Annotated in this window: 17 protein-coding genes and 2 pseudogenes; 10 read left to right on the forward strand and 9 right to left on the reverse strand. The window is 65.5% G+C overall.

Annotated elements, in window-relative coordinates:
- Positions 1–156 (forward strand): annotated as a pseudogene (locus WS89_RS34470) (PLP-dependent aminotransferase family protein); the annotation flags it as partial.
- A 57-nt stretch (positions 157–213) separates the two neighbouring features.
- On the opposite strand, the gene gcvA reads toward WS89_RS34470, so the two are convergent.
- On the reverse strand, positions 214–1,134 hold the full coding sequence (gcvA, locus tag WS89_RS01955) for a transcriptional regulator GcvA (protein WP_059789333.1): 921 nt from the start codon (positions 1,132–1,134) through the stop codon (positions 214–216).
- 125 nt (positions 1,135–1,259) lie between these two features.
- On the opposite strand from gcvA, the gene WS89_RS01960 reads away from it, so the two are divergent.
- Positions 1,260–2,606 carry an aminotransferase class III-fold pyridoxal phosphate-dependent enzyme gene (locus WS89_RS01960; protein WP_059789334.1) on the forward strand — a complete coding sequence of 449 codons (1,347 nt, stop codon included), beginning with the start codon at positions 1,260–1,262 and terminating at the stop codon, positions 2,604–2,606.
- 190 nt (positions 2,607–2,796) lie between these two features.
- Here WS89_RS01960 and moaD read toward each other — a convergent pair whose 3' ends face one another.
- The 5 genes from moaD to fdhD all read right to left on the reverse strand — a co-directional run bounded on the left by moaD (position 2,797) and on the right by fdhD (position 7,134).
- Positions 2,797–3,054 carry a molybdopterin converting factor subunit 1 gene (gene moaD, locus WS89_RS01965; RefSeq protein ID WP_059502959.1) on the reverse strand — a complete coding sequence of 86 codons (258 nt, stop codon included), beginning with the start codon at positions 3,052–3,054 and terminating at the stop codon, positions 2,797–2,799.
- A 52-nt stretch (positions 3,055–3,106) separates the two neighbouring features.
- Positions 3,107–3,676, reverse strand: a complete 570-nt coding sequence (locus tag WS89_RS01970) for a molybdenum cofactor biosynthesis protein MoaE (RefSeq protein WP_059789335.1) — start codon at positions 3,674–3,676, stop codon at positions 3,107–3,109.
- A gap of 47 nt (positions 3,677–3,723) precedes the next feature.
- Complete coding sequence (gene moaA, locus WS89_RS01975) at positions 3,724–4,848, reverse strand: GTP 3',8-cyclase MoaA (protein ID WP_059789336.1); 1,125 nt, start codon at positions 4,846–4,848, stop codon at positions 3,724–3,726.
- A gap of 217 nt (positions 4,849–5,065) precedes the next feature.
- Complete coding sequence (locus WS89_RS01980; RefSeq protein ID WP_082741764.1) at positions 5,066–6,280, reverse strand: molybdopterin molybdotransferase MoeA; 1,215 nt, start codon at positions 6,278–6,280, stop codon at positions 5,066–5,068.
- Between the two features lie 2 nt (positions 6,281–6,282).
- The gene (gene fdhD / locus WS89_RS01985; protein ID WP_059789337.1) at positions 6,283–7,134 is read right to left on the reverse strand and encodes a formate dehydrogenase accessory sulfurtransferase FdhD; all 852 of its coding nucleotides are present in this window, start codon (positions 7,132–7,134) and stop codon (positions 6,283–6,285) included.
- Between the two features lie 422 nt (positions 7,135–7,556).
- Between fdhD and WS89_RS01990 the strand changes: the two genes are divergently transcribed.
- The 4 genes from WS89_RS01990 (at position 7,557) to WS89_RS02005 (ending at position 11,559) form a co-directional block, all read left to right on the forward strand.
- Entirely contained in the window at positions 7,557–8,957 is a 1,401-nt protein-coding gene (locus tag WS89_RS01990) for a cytochrome ubiquinol oxidase subunit I (RefSeq protein ID WP_059789338.1), read from the forward strand.
- A gap of 2 nt (positions 8,958–8,959) precedes the next feature.
- The gene (cydB, locus tag WS89_RS01995) at positions 8,960–9,967 is read left to right on the forward strand and encodes a cytochrome d ubiquinol oxidase subunit II (RefSeq protein ID WP_059502951.1); all 1,008 of its coding nucleotides are present in this window, start codon (positions 8,960–8,962) and stop codon (positions 9,965–9,967) included.
- Positions 9,968–10,131: 164 nt separating this feature from the next.
- The gene (locus WS89_RS02000) at positions 10,132–11,052 is read left to right on the forward strand and encodes a bestrophin family protein (RefSeq protein ID WP_059502948.1); all 921 of its coding nucleotides are present in this window, start codon (positions 10,132–10,134) and stop codon (positions 11,050–11,052) included.
- Positions 11,053–11,145: 93 nt separating this feature from the next.
- A complete protein-coding gene (locus tag WS89_RS02005; RefSeq protein ID WP_059502946.1) occupies positions 11,146–11,559 on the forward strand; it encodes a VOC family protein in 414 nt (137 codons plus the stop codon).
- 118 nt (positions 11,560–11,677) lie between these two features.
- Here WS89_RS02005 and WS89_RS31610 read toward each other — a convergent pair.
- Positions 11,678–11,909 (reverse strand): annotated as a pseudogene (locus WS89_RS31610) (tryptophan--tRNA ligase); the annotation flags it as partial.
- A gap of 841 nt (positions 11,910–12,750) precedes the next feature.
- Between WS89_RS31610 and WS89_RS33560 the strand changes: the two are divergent.
- Entirely contained in the window at positions 12,751–13,341 is a 591-nt protein-coding gene (locus WS89_RS33560; RefSeq protein WP_156440500.1) for a hypothetical protein, read from the forward strand.
- Between the two features lie 485 nt (positions 13,342–13,826).
- Here WS89_RS33560 and trpS read toward each other — a convergent pair whose 3' ends face one another.
- Both trpS and WS89_RS34130 read right to left on the reverse strand, forming a co-directional pair.
- Complete coding sequence (gene trpS, locus WS89_RS02010) at positions 13,827–14,840, reverse strand: tryptophan--tRNA ligase (RefSeq protein WP_059502944.1); 1,014 nt, start codon at positions 14,838–14,840, stop codon at positions 13,827–13,829.
- Positions 14,841–15,049: 209 nt separating this feature from the next.
- On the reverse strand, positions 15,050–15,205 hold the full coding sequence (locus WS89_RS34130; protein WP_179949362.1) for a hypothetical protein: 156 nt from the start codon (positions 15,203–15,205) through the stop codon (positions 15,050–15,052).
- A 475-nt stretch (positions 15,206–15,680) separates the two neighbouring features.
- Between WS89_RS34130 and WS89_RS02015 the strand changes: the two genes are divergently transcribed.
- The 3 genes from WS89_RS02015 (at position 15,681) to WS89_RS02025 (ending at position 17,263) form a co-directional block, all read left to right on the forward strand.
- Positions 15,681–16,310, forward strand: a complete 630-nt coding sequence (locus tag WS89_RS02015) for a hypothetical protein (RefSeq protein WP_059789339.1) — start codon at positions 15,681–15,683, stop codon at positions 16,308–16,310.
- A gap of 79 nt (positions 16,311–16,389) precedes the next feature.
- On the forward strand, positions 16,390–16,725 hold the full coding sequence (locus tag WS89_RS02020) for a RebB family R body protein (protein ID WP_006498417.1): 336 nt from the start codon (positions 16,390–16,392) through the stop codon (positions 16,723–16,725).
- A 187-nt stretch (positions 16,726–16,912) separates the two neighbouring features.
- Positions 16,913–17,263, forward strand: coding sequence for a RebB family R body protein (locus WS89_RS02025; RefSeq protein ID WP_059502941.1), 351 nt, complete (start codon positions 16,913–16,915; stop codon positions 17,261–17,263).
- Positions 17,264–17,307 lie beyond the last annotated feature (44 nt).

Here is a 17,307-nt window from a genome sequence, read left to right on the forward strand (position 1 = left end):
CTGGAGCAGGGGATCACGATCGGGCCGGGCTACATGTTCTCGATCACCGACAACTACCGGAACTTCATCCGCCTGAACTACAGCAGCCCGTGGTCGCCGGAGATCGAGCAGGCGGTGATTGCGGTCGGGAAGCTGGCTGCGGCGTGCATGCGGTGAACGGGCGGACGACGTGGATCGCGGGCGTCGGGACACGCCGCGTGCGATTCATGTCGTTCAACCCCAACCGGCTGCCGAAAACGACCGTGCGGCCGATCGCAGCCAACTGCAGAAGGCGTCGATTTGCGGCCGCGCGATGGCCGCACGTGTCGTCAGCAGGTGGTAGCTGTAGGGCCCCCGCACCGGGTTGCCCGGCGCAATGGCCAACAGCCCCTGCCTGACCGCATCGGCGGCGAGGACGTCCGACGCCACGGCCACGCCCTGGCCCGCGATCGCGGCATCGAGCGTCAGATAGGTATGCGAAAAGCTCGGCCCCTGTCGCAAACGCGCCGTGCTCGCGTGCACGTCCTGCATCCGGCACCAGCGCACCCAGTCCACCTGCTCCGGAATGCGGGCCTCGTATTCGTCGTGCAGCAGGGTTGCACGCAGCACGTCGTCCACGGTGCGCAACGGCTTGCATAGCGACGGTTGGCCGACCGCGAGGAACGTCTCCGACATCAGCGTATCCGCGACGAGCCCCGGATAGGGGCCCAGACCCAGGCGGATCGCCACGTCCACGCGCTCGCGGCTGAAGTCGACGGCGGGTACCGAAGCCAGCAGGCGCACCTCGATATCGGGATGCAGCCGCCGGAACTCGCCCAGGCGCGGCATCAGCCAACGCGTGACGAACGACGGCATCGCGGTGACCGTGACCTCCGGCGAATCCGCGGCTTGCCGGATGCCGAGCGACGCGCGCTCGAGCTCGTCCATCAAGCGCTCGATTTCGACGAAGTACCGCCGTCCGATCTCCGTCAACTGGACGGACCGGGCGCCACGCATGAACAGCGGCGTGCCCAGCCACTCCTCCAGCAGCCGCACCTGATGTCCCACTGCACCGGAAGTGACGCATAGCTCGTCACCCGCACGGGCGAAGCCGCCATGGCGCGCAGCGGCCTCGAATGCACGCACGGAGAGCAGGGGCGGAAGTTGTCGTGGCATGGCTCAATCAAATTGCGGCTCAGTGTGGAAACGTTTGATTTGTTGCGCGGGAAATGCGTGCTTAATCTGGAAGCCTTCTGTCACGAGGCTCAGAAATAGTGGGCCATGCCATTTCCGGAGTCAACATGGATCTCAGCATTCACGGCGAGTCGAATCCCGCGCTCGCGTCGTCGTTTCGAAAGGTGCTCGTGCCCTGGGCGGTCCAGGGCGGGCTCAATCCGCCGGTCATCACGCATGCGCACGGATGCTACTTCTACGATACGAACGGCAAGCGTTACCTGGACCTCACCAGCGGCTATGTCGCGGTGTCGTTGGGTCATGGCCATCCGAAGGTGGTGCAGGCGATCCAGGCGCAGGCCGCGCGCATGTGCTCGGTCGCGCCCAGCTACTTCAACGACGTGCGCGCCGAATATGCGGAACTTCTGAACAGCGTTTCGCCGTGGCCGGAGGGGCTGCGCGTGCACTTCACCAGCGGCGGCGCCGAAGCGAACGACGACGCGGTGAAGATCGCGCGGCTGGTGACACGCCGGCCCAAGGTGCTGACCGCCTATCGGTCGTATCACGGCGGCACCCTCGGCGCGAGCGCGATGACGGGCGTGGACCGCTGGCGCGATCCGTTCCCGGTGCTGCCGGGCATGGTGAAATTCTTTGCGCCGTACCCGTACCGCAGCCCGTTCCATACGTCGGAGCCGGCCGAGGAGACCCGCCGCGCCCTCGATCATCTGGCGCGCATCCTTTCGCATGAAGGCGCGCAAAACGTGGCCGCGATCCTGATGGAGCCGATGACCGGATCCAGCGGTGTTGTCGTCTACCCGCCGGGCTATCTCGAAGGCGTTCGCGACCTGTGCGACCGGCACGGCATCCTGCTGATCTTCGACGAGATCATGACGGGCTTCGGGCGCACGGGGGCATCGTTCTGCGCTGAGCGCGTCGGCGTATTGCCGGACCTGATTTCGTTCGCCAAGGGGGCCAGCGCTTCGTACACGCCGCTCGGTGGTGTCCTGGTGCGCGAGCGCGTGGCCCGCCACTTCGATACAGCGCTCTTCGACGTGGGCCACACGCATGCGGGCCACGTGCTGGCCGTCGCCGGCGGCCTCGCGGCGCTGAAGGTCTATCTGGAGGAGGGCTTGTTCGAGCGGGCGCGCGAGATCGAGGGCTGGCTGCGCGACGGTCTCGGCGAGCTGGCGGAGCGTCATCCGTCGGTCGGCGACGTGCGGGGAATGGGCGCCCAGTTCGGCATCGAGCTGGTGCGCGATCGCGAAACCCGGGAGCCGTTCGTCGAGTGGCACCACCCGGCGGGAGCGGCGCCGATGCGCGCGTTCTATGGCGAGTTGCTGAAGCGTGGCGTCCACGCGTACGGGCGCTACAACGTGGTGATCGTGACGCCGCCGCTCGTCATCTCGCGCACGGAGCTGGACGAGGGGCTCGACGCGCTCGATGCGGCGCTGACGGTGTTGGAGACTGCGCGATGACCTGCGAGGACATTCCGTATCGCGAAGCGGAGGGCGTGGCGACGCATGGTGCGCAACGTGCTGCGGGGTTTGCCGCCGGGCGACGTGAGCGCACTCGAGAATCCGGCGGCGCCTGTCGCATGGCAGGCGCTGGCCGATCAGGGCGCGGCATGAAGGATCGACATCGAAGCCGGCGTCGCGCGACGTGACTTCATCCCCCCGTCACCGGCGGAAAGAACGCGACCTCGCTGTCCTCCCGCACGACGAATTCCCCGGTCACCATTTCGAGGTTCACGGCCGCGCGCACGGGGCGGTCCATCCGCAGCGCGTCGGCGCTGCGCGCGTCGCGCGCGGCCAGCGTGCCGCGCAGCGCGTCGACGGTGAGTTCGCGCGCATCGATCTCGACGGTTTCCTCGTCGAGATCGAGTCGTTCGCGAATGCTTGCGAAATATTTGATCGTCAGTTTCATTGCGATGTCTCTATCAGGAGCGGCGGAATCGGAAAACGCGAAGCGACCGCGATCAGCCCCAGCGCCGCATCGCCTGGTCGTCGTGCGCCTTCGCCTCGACCCAGCCGGATTCGCCGTCGTGCCGGATCTCCTTCTTCCAGAACGGCGCATGGGTCTTCAGGAAGTCCATCAGGAATTCACACGCGTCGAACGCGGATGCGCGATGCGCGGCGGCCACCACGACGAGCACGACGGGCTGGCCGAGCGGAATGCGGCCGACGCGGTGCACGATCCTGACCGCTTCGAGCCGCCAGCGCGCAGTCGCTTCCTCGACGATGCTCCACAGTGCCTGTTCTGTCATCGTCGGGTAGTGCTCGACTTCCAGTGCGACGACGTCGTCGACGTCGCCTTCCTTGCGCACGACCCCAAGAAAATTCACGACCGCACCGACATTCGGATTGCGAACGATCGGCGCAAGCTCCGCGCCCGCGTCGATCGGCGCATGCTGCACGCGCACTTCGAATCCGGCGGCAATGGCGGGCGCCGATTCGGGATGCGGCGCGTCTGCATCGACGGGCGGCGCGCTGCCGGCACGCAGCGGATCGTCCGGCAGCCCGGCGCGGGATTCGGTGAAGGTCGTCATGACAGGTTCTCCAGTGGGCGGCGCATCCTGTGTCGCGCGGCGGCCCGTCAGCCGCCGACGAGCGACATGCGCACGGTCGGATAGGTCTTGCCCGGCGCGCGGGCCGGCCGTGCGGCCCGGCGCTCGGAATAGCGGTCGTCGCGCTGCGTCCAGCATGTGCGCACGGCGGCGGCGAGATCGCCGGCCGACACCGCATCGCCGAGCCACGGTCGCAGGTCGGTGCCTTGCATTGCGAACAGGCACGTATACAACTGGCCGTCGGCCGACACGCGGGCGCGCGAGCAGGTACCGCAAAACGGATGCGACACGCTCGCGATGAAGCCGACTTCGCCTGCGCCGTCGATGTGCGCGCAACGGATCGCGGTGGCGTCGTGCCCCGGTTCGCCGACCAGCATGAGCGGGTAGTGTGCGTCGATCAGCTCGCGCATCCGCGCGGCCGGCACGACTTTGTCGCCGGACCAGAAGCTTGCGCCGCCGACATCCATGTATTCGATGAAACGCACGGCCACGCCCGTGTGCCGGAAGTGCCGCACGAGCGGCAGGATCTGGTCGTCGTTGACGCCGCGCTCGATCACCGCGTTGACCTTCACAGGCGCGAGCCCGGCCGCATGCGCGGCCTCGATGCCGGCCAGCACGCGCGACACCGGCACGTCGGCGTCGCTCATCCGGCGGAACACCGCGTCGTCGAGCGCATCGAGGCTCACGGTCACGCGCGACAGACCCGCATCGCGCAACGCGCGTGCCTTCGCGGCGAGCAGCGAGCCGTTGGTCGTCAGCGCGATTTCGACGGGCTTGCCGTCGACGGTCGTCAGCGCGGCAAGCCGTTCGATCAGCGCTTCGAGATGGCGGCGCAGCAGCGGCTCGCCGCCCGTGATGCGGATCTTCTCGACGCCGAGCGACGTGAAGGCGCGCGCAATCTTTTCCAGTTGCGCGAACGACAATCGTTCGGACGACGGCATGAACGCGTAGTCCGCGCCGAAACTTTCGCGCGGCATGCAGTAGCCGCAGCGGAAATTGCACTGGTCGATGACGGACAGGCGCAGGTCGCGCAACGGACGGCCGAGCGTGTCGGACGGCGGGGAGAAAGCGCCGGGCGATGCGCCGCCGGACGAAGCGGCGGCGGCCGGCGCGGCGGAAACGATGGCATTCACGATCGGGTCGTCGGCCTGCATGAAGTAAGCGGAGGGGCATCGCCACCCGGCCGTGCGGGTGCCGACGTGTCGGCGCACAGGTCGTGACGAGCCTCATCGTGAGCATAGTCCGGCGGGTTTTTCCGGCAGAGACACAATCGTGCCCGAATTGCAGGAATACAGTTCGCCGCGCGGGACGCGCGACAGGCGCGGCGAATGGCGCGAATGCGTTGCGCCGGGCGGGTAGTCGGCGTCGTGCTCATGCGAGCCAGTGCGCGAATTCGTAGTACGGAACCGTGTCGCCGCGCGCGATGGCGCGCCCGGCCGGCAGCCGCGCGAGCCCGCTGGCCAGCACGAGCGACTGCAGCGTGCCGGCGCCTTGCTGGCGCAACGTATCGAGTACGGGCGCGCCATCGGCACCCACCGTACGGCGCACGCGCACGAAGCGCTCGCGCTGCGCATCCGGCTCGAACCCGGTGTCGATCGGCAGCGACGGCACGATCGGCAGGCACGCGTCGCGCCCCTGCAGGCGGCGGATCAGCGGCGCGACGAACAGCGCGAACGTCGTCATCGCGGCGCCCGGATTGCCGGGCAGCAGCACCACTGGCCGCGTATCGAGCCGCGCGAGCGCGACCGGCTTGCCGGGCTTCATGCGCACGCCGGCGACGATGAACGACGCGCCGAGCGCGGCCAGCGCGGGGCGCAGCAGGTCCTTGTCGCCGACCGACGCGCCGCCGACGCAGATCACGAGGTCGCAGTGCGCGTGCAGGTCGCGCAGTGCCTGATCGACGGCGGCCGCCGTATCGGCCGAATGCATGCACATCGCGACGTCGGCGCCGGTACTCGCGACCAGCGCAGCGAGCATTGGTGCGTTGCTGTTGTAGATCTGCTGTGGCGCACGCGACTGGCCGCATGCGACCAGTTCATCGCCGGTCGTCAGGATGCCGACGCGCAGTGCCGCGCGTACGTCGATCCGTGCCAACCCTTGCGCGGCGGCCACGCCGACGTGCATCGCGCCCATCCGCACGCCGGCCGGCACGAGCCGATCGCCGGCGCGCACTTCCTCGCCGCGGCGGCGGATGTGCGACCCGCTGCGTTCGGGCGCGTCGAACGTGACGCCGCCGTCCCGTTCGTGCGCATGCTCCTGCATCACGACGGTGTCGGCGCCGGGCGGAATCAGGCTGCCGGTGAAGATGCGTGCGGCCGTGCGCGGCGCCAGCGGCGCCGGCATGTCGCCGGCATAGCAGCGCTGCGCGACGCGCAGCGGCTCGCCGTGTGCGAGGTCGGCGTACCGCACGGCGTAGCCGTCCATCGCGCTCTGGTCGGCCGGCGGCTGGTCGAGCACCGCGGTCAGCGGCGCGGCCAGCACGTGGCCGGCCGCTTGCGCGACGGGCACGGACGCGGCGGCCTCGAGCGGCGCGAATGCGCCGGCGAATTGCTGCTGCGCGGCATCGAAATCGAACAGGTGTTTCAGTTTCATGACGAGTGGGCCGGGTGCGCCGGTGGGTCGAGGTGAACGGCGGCGGGCGACACGTACTCGACGAAGCCATCGTTGCGGCAGAAACCGAGTAATCGCACGCCGGCTTCGCGGGCGACGTCGATCGCGAGCGACGTCGGCGCCGAGATCGTCGCGAGCATCGGGATGCCGACTCGCGCGGCCTTGCGCACCAATTCGTAGCTCGCGCGGCTCGACAGGAACACGAAACCGGCGCGCAGGTCGGCGCGGCGGCGCGCGAGCCGCCCGATCAGCTTGTCGAGCGCGTTGTGGCGGCCGACGTCCTCGAACACGTCGAGTACGGCGCCGTCGCGGTCGCACCACGCAGCCGCGTGGATGCCGCCCGTCTCGCGCATCAGCGTCTGCCGGGCCGGCAACGCACGCGCGGCGCGCGCGATCGCGTCGGCGCCGATGCCCGCGGCCGTGCCGGCGGCCGCGATCCGCGGCGGCTGCAGGTCGAGCTGCGCGATGCTTTCGATGCCGCACACGCCGCAGCCCGTGCGGCCGGCCAGCGCGCGGCGGTGCGCCTTCAGCGCCATGAACGCCTGCTGCGACACGGTGAGCCGCACTTCGGCGCTGCCGGGCCGGCATTCGCTTTCGACGTCGAAGACGTCCGACGCGCGCTCGACGATGCCTTCGCTCAACGCGAAGCCGAGGCCGAACGCGTCGAGGTCGATCGGCGTCGCCATCATGACAGTGTGCGCGATGCCGTTGAACACGAGTGCAACCGGGGTTTCGTCGACGACGCGATCGACGGTGTCGCACGCGTCGCCGGCGCGATGGCGCGTCACCTGACACGCGGTGCTGCCGGTCGGATCGTCGCGGTGGGTCATGCAGGTTTCTCCAGGCGGGGCGGCCGGCGGGCCGGCCGGGTACGGCGCATGCGCCGAACGACGGGAATCGATGCCGCCGGGCGGGCGCCGAAGGGCGCGCGACCGCCGTGGGCGGGCGTTGCATGACATGTTAAGCGGGGTGAACAGTGCGTCGCAGGCACAGCGCCGCCACGCGGAAAGCAGTACAGCTGACCGTCCCGTGGGCACGGAATATGTTTTCCGTGCACACATCTTCGGCGGCGCCAGCAGCACAGTTTCAGCGCACGTTCGAGTGATTGCGAGTATCGTTGCAAACGCGATATCGTCATTCACGCTTCGATGCCATGCGAGTGACAGCTTGTGTTCGCATGTGTTGTCGCCAAGTCGTCGCGCGATTTCCTGCTTCGGGCGTACGTCCTCACAACCACGAGCAAATTACGGTCATGGAAATCTTCGATGCGTTCCATCTCGCCCGATTGCAATTCGCATTCACGGTGTCGTTCCACATCGTGTTCCCCGCGATCAGCATCGGCATGGCGAGCTTCCTGGCGGTGCTGGAATGGCGCTATCTCGTCACCGGCGACGCCGCCTACAAATCCATGTTCCAGTTCTGGTCGAAGATCTTCGCGATCGGCTTCGGCATGGGGGTGGTCTCCGGCGTCGTGATGGCGTACGAGTTCGGCACCAACTGGGCCGGCTTCTCGCGCGTCGCGGGCAACATCACGGGGCCGCTGCTCACGTACGAAGTCCTGACGGCGTTCTTCCTCGAAGCCGGCTTCCTCGGTGTGATGCTGTTCGGCTGGCAGCGCGTCAGCCCCCGCGCGCACTTCTTCGCGACGCTGATGGTCGCGGTCGGCACGCTGATCTCGACGTTCTGGATTCTCGCGTCGAACAGCTTCATGCAGACGCCGCAAGGCTACAAGATCGAGAACGGTCTCGTCGTGCCGGTCGACTGGTTCAAGGTCATCTTCAACCCGTCGTTCCCTTACCGTCTCGTGCACATGACGATCGCGGCGTTCATCGTCGCGGGCTTCATCGTCGCCGCGTGCGGCGCGTGGCACCTGTTGAAGGGGCGCCGCGACGAGCCGGTGAAGCGCAGTTTCTCGATGGCGCTGTGGATGCTGCTGGTGCTCGCGCCGATCCAGATCGTCGTCGGCGACGCGCACGGGCTGAACACGCGCGAATACCAGCCGGCGAAGATCGCGGCGATCGAGGGGCTGTGGGAAACCGAGAAGGGCGGCACCGCGCTGAACCTCGTCGGGCTGCCCGACATGCAGGCTGAAACCACGCGCTATGCGATCCAGGTGCCGCACCTCGGCAGCCTGATCCTCACGCACAGCTGGGACGGCGAGATTCGCGGGCTGAAGGAATTCCCGCCGCAGGACCGCCCGTATTCGCCGATCGTCTTCTGGACGTTCCGGATCATGGCCGGCCTCGGGATGCTGATGCTGCTGACCGCGCTGCTCGGGCTACTGCTGAGAAAGGGCGGGCGCCTGTACGAGACACGCTGGTTCCAGTGGTTCGTGGTGGCGATGGGGCCGTCGGGCATCGTCGCGTTGCTCGCCGGCTGGATCACGACCGAGGTCGGGCGCCAGCCGTGGACCGTCTACGGCGTGCTGCGCACCGTCGATTCGGTCGCGCCGCTCAGTGCGCAACAGGTCGGCGTGTCGCTGCTGATCTTCGTGGTCGTGTACTTCCTGGTATTCGGAACGGGGATTTACTACATGATGAAACTGATGAAGCGCGGGCCGGCTGCCCAGGCCGGTTACATCGAGCTGCACCGGCATCCGGGGCTGCGCAAGAGCGCGCTGTCCACGCCGCTGAACGTCACCGAGGCGGAGTAACCATGCACATCGATCTTCCTGTCGTCTGGGCCGCGATCATCGGCCTCGGCGTATTCATCTACGTGATGCTGGACGGCTTCGATCTCGGCATCGGGCTCATGTTTCCGTTCTTCGACGCGAAGGCCGAGCGCCAGGTGATGCTCGACACCGTCGCGCCGGTGTGGGACGGCAACGAGACGTTCCTCGTGCTCGGCGGCGCGGGCCTCTACGGTGCGTTCCCGGTCGTGTATTCGACGCTGCTGCCGGCCAACTACCTGCCGCTGGTGCTGATGCTGGTCGGGCTGATCTTCCGGGGCGCCGCGTTCGAGCTGCGCGCGAAAGCCACCCGCACGCAGCACATGTGGGACCTCGCGTTCATCGGCGGCTCGGCGCTTGCGGCGTTCTGCCAGGGGATCGTGCTCGGTTCGCTGCTGCAGGGCATCAGGATCGAGAACAACCGGTTCGCGGGCGGGCCGTTCGACTGGCTGTCGCCGTTCAGCATGCTGTGCGGGATCGGCGTGCTCGTCACCTATGCGACGCTCGGCTGCGGCTGGCTGATCCTGAAGGTCGACGGCGAACTGCAGCGCAAGATGCGGTTGCTGATGAAGCCGCTCACGGGCGTGCTGCTCGCGGTGATGGGCGTGGTCAGCCTGTGGACCGTGATCGGGCTGCCGGCCGTCGCGCACCGCTGGTTCGGCAGCGGCAACCTCGGCTGGTTCCTGCCGGTGCCGATCCTCGTCGTCGCATGCGTGTGGGGCATCTTCCACTCGGTGAAGCGTGCGCACGAGGCCACGCCGTTCCTGTTGACGCTCGCGCTCGTGTTCCTCGGCTACACGGGGCTCGTGATCAGCATCTGGCCGAACATCGTGCCGCCGTCGCTGACGATCTGGGATGCGTCGTCGAGCCATTCGAGCCAGTTGTTCGCGCTCGTCGGCACCGTGATCGTGCTGCCGATCATCCTCGTGTACAACGCGATGCAGTACCGCGTGTTTCGCGGCAAGGTGCGCGAGGGAGACATCGGCTATCACTGAGCGGCAAGCGATGTGACGGGTGCGGCGCGGGCTGGCGTATCATCGCGCGCAGCGCGGCGCCCGACCCGGCACCCGACCGAACAGCGGCCCGCCACGCGCGGGCCGTTGCGCATCGGGTGCGGGCGCAACGGGTTGCGTATTCCTTTGGCAGTCGAGAAAACATCATGATCGTCAGACCACGACAGAACTGGCTCCGGATGCTGTTCGTATGGAACGGCTCCGTGCTGCAATCGATCATTCCGCAACTCGTGTTCATGGCGATCGTCAGCACGCTGGCGGTCTTCACGAACGGACGCATCTTCGGCGAGAAGATTCCGCTCAACACCGCGCCTTTCACGCTGTTCGGGCTTGCGCTCGCGATCTTCCTCGGGTTTCGCAACAACGCGAGCTTCGAGCGCTTCAAGGAGGCACGGCATCTGTGGGGCAACCTGCTGATCGCCGCCCGCGCCGTGACATCGCAACTGCATCGCTACCTGCCCGACAGCGTGAGCGACGCCGAGCGCAACCGGCTTGCCGATCTGCTGATCGCGCTCGCGTATGCGTTGAAACATCAACTGCGTCATACCGATCCGACCGACGATCTGCTGCGCATTCTCGGAGCGGAGCGCACGGCCGCGCTCGGCGGCAAATGCTACAAGCCCGTCGCGATCCTCGATGAACTGCGCGGCGGCATCGTCCATGCGCTGGGGCGCGCGCCCGGCAGCGACGCGACCTGCTGGATGTTCGAGACGCAACTCGACGAGCTCGGCAAGTCGGTCGGTGGTTGCGAGCGCATCCTGTCGACGCCGATCCCGTTTTCGTACAGCGTGCTGCTCCATCGCACCGTGTATGCGTATTGCGTGCTGCTGCCGTTCGGGCTCGTCGATTCGACGGAGTTCTTCACGCCGCTGATCTGCGTGTTCATTTCCTACACGCTGATCGCGCTCGAGGCGATCGCGAACGAAGTGGCCGAGCCGTTCGGCCTCGCGCCGAATGCGCTCGCGCTCGATGCGATGACGCGCACGATCGAGCGGTCGGTGCTCGAACTCGGCGATCGACCGTTGCCCGAGGAGTTCGTGCCGGCGTCGACGTATCAGATCACGTAGGGGGCTGGGTCGGTAGTGCAGTCAGCGGTGAGGTTGATCGATCGGATCGGTGACGAGTGTGTAGACTCGGGCTCGTTCAATGGAGCCAACACCATGCAACTTCTCGATCACGTGTCGATCAGTGTGCCGGATATCGACCGGGCACGCCCCTTCTACGATGCCGTCATGGCTGCGCTGGGCGCAACCAAGGTCTATGACCGGCCCAATGCGCTCGGCTATGGCGAACGTTGCAGCGCGAATGACCCTGCATCGACTTTTCTGGCGGTATATCTGGATCCCGCCGAAGTCGGCGCGAGCAAGCGGCACTGGTGTTTCAAGGCCGTATCCCGCGAGCAGGTGCATGCGTTTTTCGAGGCTGGGCTGTCCGCGGGCGGGCAGGCCGACGGCGACCCTGGATTGCGGCCGCAGTACCACGGCGACTACTACGCGGCTTTTCTCGTCGATCCGGCCGGCAACCGGGTCGAGGCCGTGTGTCATGTGGCGGGGGCGGTGCGTGAGGGGGCGTGACGGCGCTGCTCAATCGAAATACGTCAGCCCCCATCGCCCCCTCCACCTTCGCAAGCGTCGCTCGCACCACTTCCCGCGCATGCAGCGGGCCGCGCTTCAGCAGCATCGGCATCACTTAGCCGGCCGGGATGTCGCGCTCGAACCCGCGCAGGCGGATTTCTTCCTTGATGGTCGGATTGCGTTCGAGGCGCGCGACCGTGACGAGGTTGAGCAGGTATTGCGACAGCTCGGCGAGTTCAGGCACCTGCGACTGCACGACGATCGTCGTGCTGCATCTGCACGCGTGCGTGCAGCGAGCCGATGTAGTGGCCGAGATGCAACGGGCCGGTCGTGCGGTCGCCGGTGAGGATGGTTGGTTGGGTTGGGTTACGTCATGGTCGTCGTGGGCTCCGGGTGTCGAAGCCGCCAGCCAGTTCGGAGGTATGGGCACAGTCAAGAATTGTCGGGGATAGGATAGCTGCACGGCATTGCGGCCTGACCGTAATGCTTGATGGCCCGGATATGAGCAGGGCCGAACATTGCTGATCCTGACATGCAACGCTCCGGAAATATGTTTCGAAAGATGTGACCGGTCATAACGCGAACCGAACAACTTCCCGTGTGGGCGAATTATTCGGAGCACATCAATATTTTCATAATCGCTTCTTTCGGAGGCGAAAGAAATATTATGAAATATGATTGAATTCCGTAAGGAAAATGGTGAATTGTAATTGTGCCGTTTGCAAATTATCAGACCGGGAGTACCATCGTGTGCATGCAGTATTGAGGGGGGAGGGTTCGGATGAAATTGAGGGGTATGCGCTGATCTATCGATAAAAAATCAATGCGGTACGCGCGAAGGTATTGCGACTGATTTTTTGGTTTCGAGATGATTATATTCGGTGGATTTTTTATTTGGCGGCGTCGAGTAAAATTTCGGAAATAGACAAGCCGGCGTTATAAATTTTATTTTAATATCGCTGCTGGTCACGGAGTTGAGGGGATACTTGGCCACGATGTGCTTTGCCAGGTTAAAAATCGGATTTACCGATCATTGCGGGAGCAGCGACAAGCGGCGATGATGCGACCGTCATTGATGCAATGCACACCTCGACTAACCGAGAGTCGTCCGATGTTACTTGCAATATAAAGAAAGGGATGTCATGCGAGATAAGTGCAGGCACGCATGCGCTAAAAGAGAGTCGACCGAATATGAGCATTCGTATCCGAATCTCGGCCGTATCCAGGGGCGTTGTCACGGCCTGGTTTGCTGCTGAGTTTGTTTTTATATTTGTCTCTATGTTCCTGCTGGGATCGAATCGCGATATCTTGTTTCATGGGGTGAGCGGGAATTTTTGGTTTCTCCGTGATCTGGAAAGAATCCATCGAGTCGAGTTTGTCGGGGTTGCGAATTTATATAATTCTCTGTTTTTGGGTGTGGTGACTTGGTGGATGGGAGTCATCTCGATTCCAATTTTTCTCTTCCCTGCTGCCTATACTTTTCTCACCAAAGGCCGTGCGGTAGTGGATGGCTTGACAAAAAGGCCGCGCTCTTCTCGAGAGCCGCTTGACAAGTTAAAGCATCGGCTTTTAATCGCTTTTATGATCGCCTGCAGCTTATATTATATTTTTAAAGGATACTTTTCCGGCGATCCGATTGTCATTAAATCGGAGTTCGGGGGAGTGGTGACGGTTACGGGAATATCCTTTGGTCCTGCGGCAGTTATTTTGCTTGTTTCTGCTTTTTTGATCGATTTCTTGGCGTCAGAGACCACGCCTGATAAAGGAGCGTCTAATGAGTAATGAAACCGTACCATCAACGAACCCGAATAGTGGCGAGCTAAATGTTGTTATTAAGCTCGGACCTGACGATACCACCGGGAGCCAAGCGGCAACGCATTCAAGCGTTGACCGACTGGCGTTCGGCCCGGTTGCAACTGGCGGCGAAGCTCGGAAAGGAATGTAGAGCCTTGTCGACGACGCTTCGGTGAACCGTAGATAGCAGGGGCGAGACTTACAGCGCAACAGCGTCGGCCGGCATGCGCGGGGCTTGCCGTCCGAGGCGTGGCTGACGCGCGCGCCAGTCCTGATAGCCGGCCGCCGCTGGCGGTTCCCGTCGAATGCCTGGTTCCCGGAGCCAGCAGCGTTGCGTCGTGAGCTTGTAGCGAGGGTTCGGGGCCAGTCGCCGCAGCGAGTCGGCGGCTTTTCTGGTCGATCCGGCCGGCAACCGGGTCGAGGCCGTGTGTCATGCGGCGGCGCCGGAGCGCGAGCGACCGTGACGGCGCTGCTCAATCGAAATACGTCAACCCCATCGCCCCCTTCACCTCCGCGAGCGTCGCCCCCGCCACTTCCCGCGCGTGCAGCGTGCCGCGCTTCAGGATCGCCATCACTTCCGCCTTGTCGGCCTCGAACTCGCGGCGGCGCGTGCGGATCGGCTCGATCAGCGCCTGCAGCCGCTCGTTCAGCACGCGCTTGACCACACTATCGCCGAGGCCGCCGCGGCGATAGTGGGCCTTCAGCTCGTCGACCTTCGCGACGTCCGGCTCGAACGCGTCGAGGAACGTGAACACGACGTTGCCTTCGACCTGGCCCGGGTCGCTCACGCGCAGGTGATTCGGATCCGTGTACATGTCCTTCACGGCCTGCGCGATCTCGTCCGGCGTCGAGCCAAGCGTGATCGCGTTGCCGAGCGACTTGCTCATCTTCGCCTTGCCGTCGATGCCCGGCAGCCGCGTGACCGACGACAGCACGGCCTCGCACTCGACCAGCACCGGCTGATCGACGGTCGCGTTGAAGCGACGTACGAGTTCGTTGGTCTGCTCGATCATCGGCAGCTGATCGTCGCCGACCGGCACATGGGTCGCCTTGAACGCGGTGATGTCCGCTGCCTGGCTCACCGGGTAGGTCAGGAAGCCGGCCGGGATGTCGCGCTCGAACCCGCGCAGGCGGATTTCTTCCTTGATGGTCGGATTGCGTTCGAGGCGCGCGACCGTGACGAGATTGAGCAGGTATTGCGACAGCTCGGCGAGTTCGGGCACCTGCGACTGCACGACGATCGTCGAGATCGCCGGATCGATGCCGACGGCGAGGTAGTCGAGCGCGACCTCGATCACGTTGTCGGTCACGCGCTGGCGGCGCCCCATGTTGTCGGTCAGCGCCTGCGTATCGGCGAGCAGCAGGAATTGCCGCGCTTCGTGCTGCATCTGCACGCGGGCGCGCAGCGAACCGATGTAGTGGCCGAGGTGCAGCGGGCCGGTCGTGCGGTCGCCGGTGAGGATGGTCGGGCGGGTGGGTTGCGTCATGGTCGTCGTGGGCTCCGGGTTGTCGAAGCCGCCAGCGATGACGTCAGCGCAGAAACGCCAATGCCGCCATCGCTGGCGGCATCACGTTTGGGACATGCAAAAGGAAACGGGCCGCCTGGGTCAGGCGCGCCACCAGCAATGTGCGATCGGCGGGGTGAGTCGGGTTTCCATCGCGCAAGTATAGCGCAGTGCGTGGGCGGACGCGTACGTCAGCGGATCACCGATTCCATCGCGAGGTAGGCGGTTTCGGCGGACGGCCACAGCAGGTACAGCAGGCCGGCCATCAGCAGCAATGCGCCGGCGCGGACGAACGGCGTGCGGTCTTTCTCGCGTGGGGGACGGGTGGGCTGCTTCGATTTCTTCATGCTTGCAGGCGCGGGGCGCGCCACTCCAACGGTTACTGCAACGGGTCGCGCGGGGCGAGCCGGGGTATGACGGGTTTTACGGGGCAGGGGTGCTGTCCGGGGCCCGGGTTGTCCGGGCCCAGCGCGAAGTTTACCAGCCGCGGCGACGTGAAAAAGGGGACGGTTGAGAGGCCGTGCCGGCTGCCCGCGTCAAGGTGACCGGCATCCTACCAGTTCGATGGGCCGGACACAGTCAAGAATTGTCGGGAGGGCGCGGCCGGCGCGCTGCGACCGTCGACTTCACAGACACGTCGCATGGATCGTCCCTGCAACAGTCCCGCCGAAATTTCCGGCCGGGCCGTTGCACATCCCTTTCCCGGAGAACCCCATGCGATATCCATTGCAGCACGCCGACCAGCCCGCCGTGGCGCGGCGTCCATCCGAATCCGAACCTCACGTTCCCGTGTCGCGGGCGGCCCTCGAGGAGGTGTGAGCCATGAGCAACGACACACTCGCCCCCCTGCTGCGCCAGTTCGCGGAGAAGCGCCTGGGCCAGCCGCTCGAGCCGGGCGAAGAACAGGCGCTGCTGGCGCGGCTGTCGAGCGGGCAGGGGAACCCATCGGCGCCCGCCGCCGTCCCGGCCACGCAGGCGAGCGCCGCGAAACCGCCCTTGCCGCAGTTGAAAACCCGGCGCGAGGCGCGCGAACAGATCAAGCATTTTCTGCAGCTCAACCAGCAAAAGGCGTACGAGAAGATGCGCGGCATCCTGCAAACGATCGACACGCAGAACGAGACGACCCTCGGCATGCTGGCGTCGGAACAGCAGAAGGTGTCGGGCGTACTCGACGCGCACGCGCCGGGAGACGACGCGGGGGCCTCAGGAGCGGCGGAGATCCAGGACAGCACTCGCGAAGCGCTGACGATGATCGGGGAACAACTGACGGGCCTGATCCGGCAGGAAATCGAAACCTGCTTCCGCCAATACGGCGATGCGCTTGCCGAACGGCTCGCCGTCAGGCTCGACGCGATGGAGGACCGGTTGCGAAGCATCGGCGTCGATCCGGCCGAACCGTCCGAACCCACCGCTGCGGTTCACGATACGCCCGGCCCAGCGTCCATGGAGTAGCACGCGGGTCATGCGGCCGAACGCGAAACCGGCCGGCCCCGTGTGCGACCTCTCAACTACGTGAACCAAGGAGCTACAAATGGCTGATACGTGTCAAGTGTGCCAGGTCAATCCCGCGATTACCGATGCGGTCACACAGGTCAACGTCAAGGTGGTCGCGGAAGCGCCGGCAATGGCGATGGGCTCGCTGTACCAGGCCCAGAGCCATTCGCTCAGCATCCTGTTCGAGAACGCGGTGCAGCAGCAGTCGCAGGCCGCGATCCAGTCGCAAACGTCGACGAACGTGGGGACGATGCAGCTCTACACGATCGGGCCGGAAAGCGCGGGCGCGGCCGCCACGGAAATCGGCGCGAACGGGATCATTTCCATTCTGGCCGACGTGATCGCGATCGGGAAAGCAGTGGCCCGGCCGTAAGGCGTCATCGCAGCACCGTGGTTGAAGCGGCGGAGCAAGCGGCACGCGCTGCCGATACCGCCGCCGAGCCGCGGATCCATAGCATGACCGCCAGCGCCTGACCAGGTGCCGTGCGGTTCCGGAGCAAACGACGGAACGGGCAGAGCCGATTCGATGCGGTGCCCGTTCGCGAACCAGGAGAAATACGATGCCGAATGACGCAAACGACTCGAAGGACCCCTGCAAGACTTGTACGGTCAACGCCGCGATCACCGACGCGGTCACGCAGACCAACGTCAAGGTGGTCGGCGAAGCGCCCGCGATGGCAACGGGCTCGCTGTACCAGGCCCAGAGCCATTCGCTCAGCGTGCTGTTCGAGAACGCGGTGCAGCAGCAGTCGCAGTCCGCGGTGCAACTGCCGACCTCGACGAACGTGGGCACGATGCAGCTGTACACGCTCGGGCCGGCGAGCGCCGGCGCCGCCGCGACGGAAATCGGCTCGAACGGCGTGCTGTCCGTACTGGCTGACGTGCTCGCGCTCGGCAAGGCGCTGGCCTGACGCGTAAGCCGGCGTCGGCGCCGGGCGGTGGCCCCGATCGCGGT

The sequence above is a fragment of the Burkholderia sp. MSMB1072 genome (genome assembly GCF_001524725.1).
Classification (GTDB): Bacteria; Pseudomonadota; Gammaproteobacteria; order Burkholderiales; family Burkholderiaceae; genus Burkholderia.

What these genes read in the sequence shown, in the direction of transcription:
- gcvA (WP_059789333.1), bottom strand. Translation starts at nt 1,134, where the DNA reads ATGCCACGACAACTTCCGCCCCTGCTCTCCGTGCGTGCATTCGAGGCC.
- WS89_RS01960 (WP_059789334.1), top strand. Translation starts at nt 1,260, where the DNA reads ATGGATCTCAGCATTCACGGCGAGTCGAATCCCGCGCTCGCGTCGTCG.
- moaD (WP_059502959.1), bottom strand. Translation starts at nt 3,054, where the DNA reads ATGAAACTGACGATCAAATATTTCGCAAGCATTCGCGAACGACTCGAT.
- WS89_RS01970 (WP_059789335.1), bottom strand. Translation starts at nt 3,676, where the DNA reads ATGACGACCTTCACCGAATCCCGCGCCGGGCTGCCGGACGATCCGCTG.
- moaA (WP_059789336.1), bottom strand. Translation starts at nt 4,848, where the DNA reads ATGCAGGCCGACGACCCGATCGTGAATGCCATCGTTTCCGCCGCGCCG.
- fdhD (WP_059789337.1), bottom strand. Translation starts at nt 7,134, where the DNA reads ATGACCCACCGCGACGATCCGACCGGCAGCACCGCGTGTCAGGTGACG.
- WS89_RS01990 (WP_059789338.1), top strand. Translation starts at nt 7,557, where the DNA reads ATGGAAATCTTCGATGCGTTCCATCTCGCCCGATTGCAATTCGCATTC.
- cydB (WP_059502951.1), top strand. Translation starts at nt 8,960, where the DNA reads ATGCACATCGATCTTCCTGTCGTCTGGGCCGCGATCATCGGCCTCGGC.
- WS89_RS02000 (WP_059502948.1), top strand. Translation starts at nt 10,132, where the DNA reads ATGATCGTCAGACCACGACAGAACTGGCTCCGGATGCTGTTCGTATGG.
- WS89_RS02005 (WP_059502946.1), top strand. Translation starts at nt 11,146, where the DNA reads ATGCAACTTCTCGATCACGTGTCGATCAGTGTGCCGGATATCGACCGG.
- WS89_RS33560 (WP_156440500.1), top strand. Translation starts at nt 12,751, where the DNA reads ATGAGCATTCGTATCCGAATCTCGGCCGTATCCAGGGGCGTTGTCACG.
- trpS (WP_059502944.1), bottom strand. Translation starts at nt 14,840, where the DNA reads ATGACGCAACCCACCCGCCCGACCATCCTCACCGGCGACCGCACGACC.
- WS89_RS34130 (WP_179949362.1), bottom strand. Translation starts at nt 15,205, where the DNA reads ATGAAGAAATCGAAGCAGCCCACCCGTCCCCCACGCGAGAAAGACCGC.
- WS89_RS02015 (WP_059789339.1), top strand. Translation starts at nt 15,681, where the DNA reads ATGAGCAACGACACACTCGCCCCCCTGCTGCGCCAGTTCGCGGAGAAG.
- WS89_RS02020 (WP_006498417.1), top strand. Translation starts at nt 16,390, where the DNA reads ATGGCTGATACGTGTCAAGTGTGCCAGGTCAATCCCGCGATTACCGAT.
- WS89_RS02025 (WP_059502941.1), top strand. Translation starts at nt 16,913, where the DNA reads ATGCCGAATGACGCAAACGACTCGAAGGACCCCTGCAAGACTTGTACG.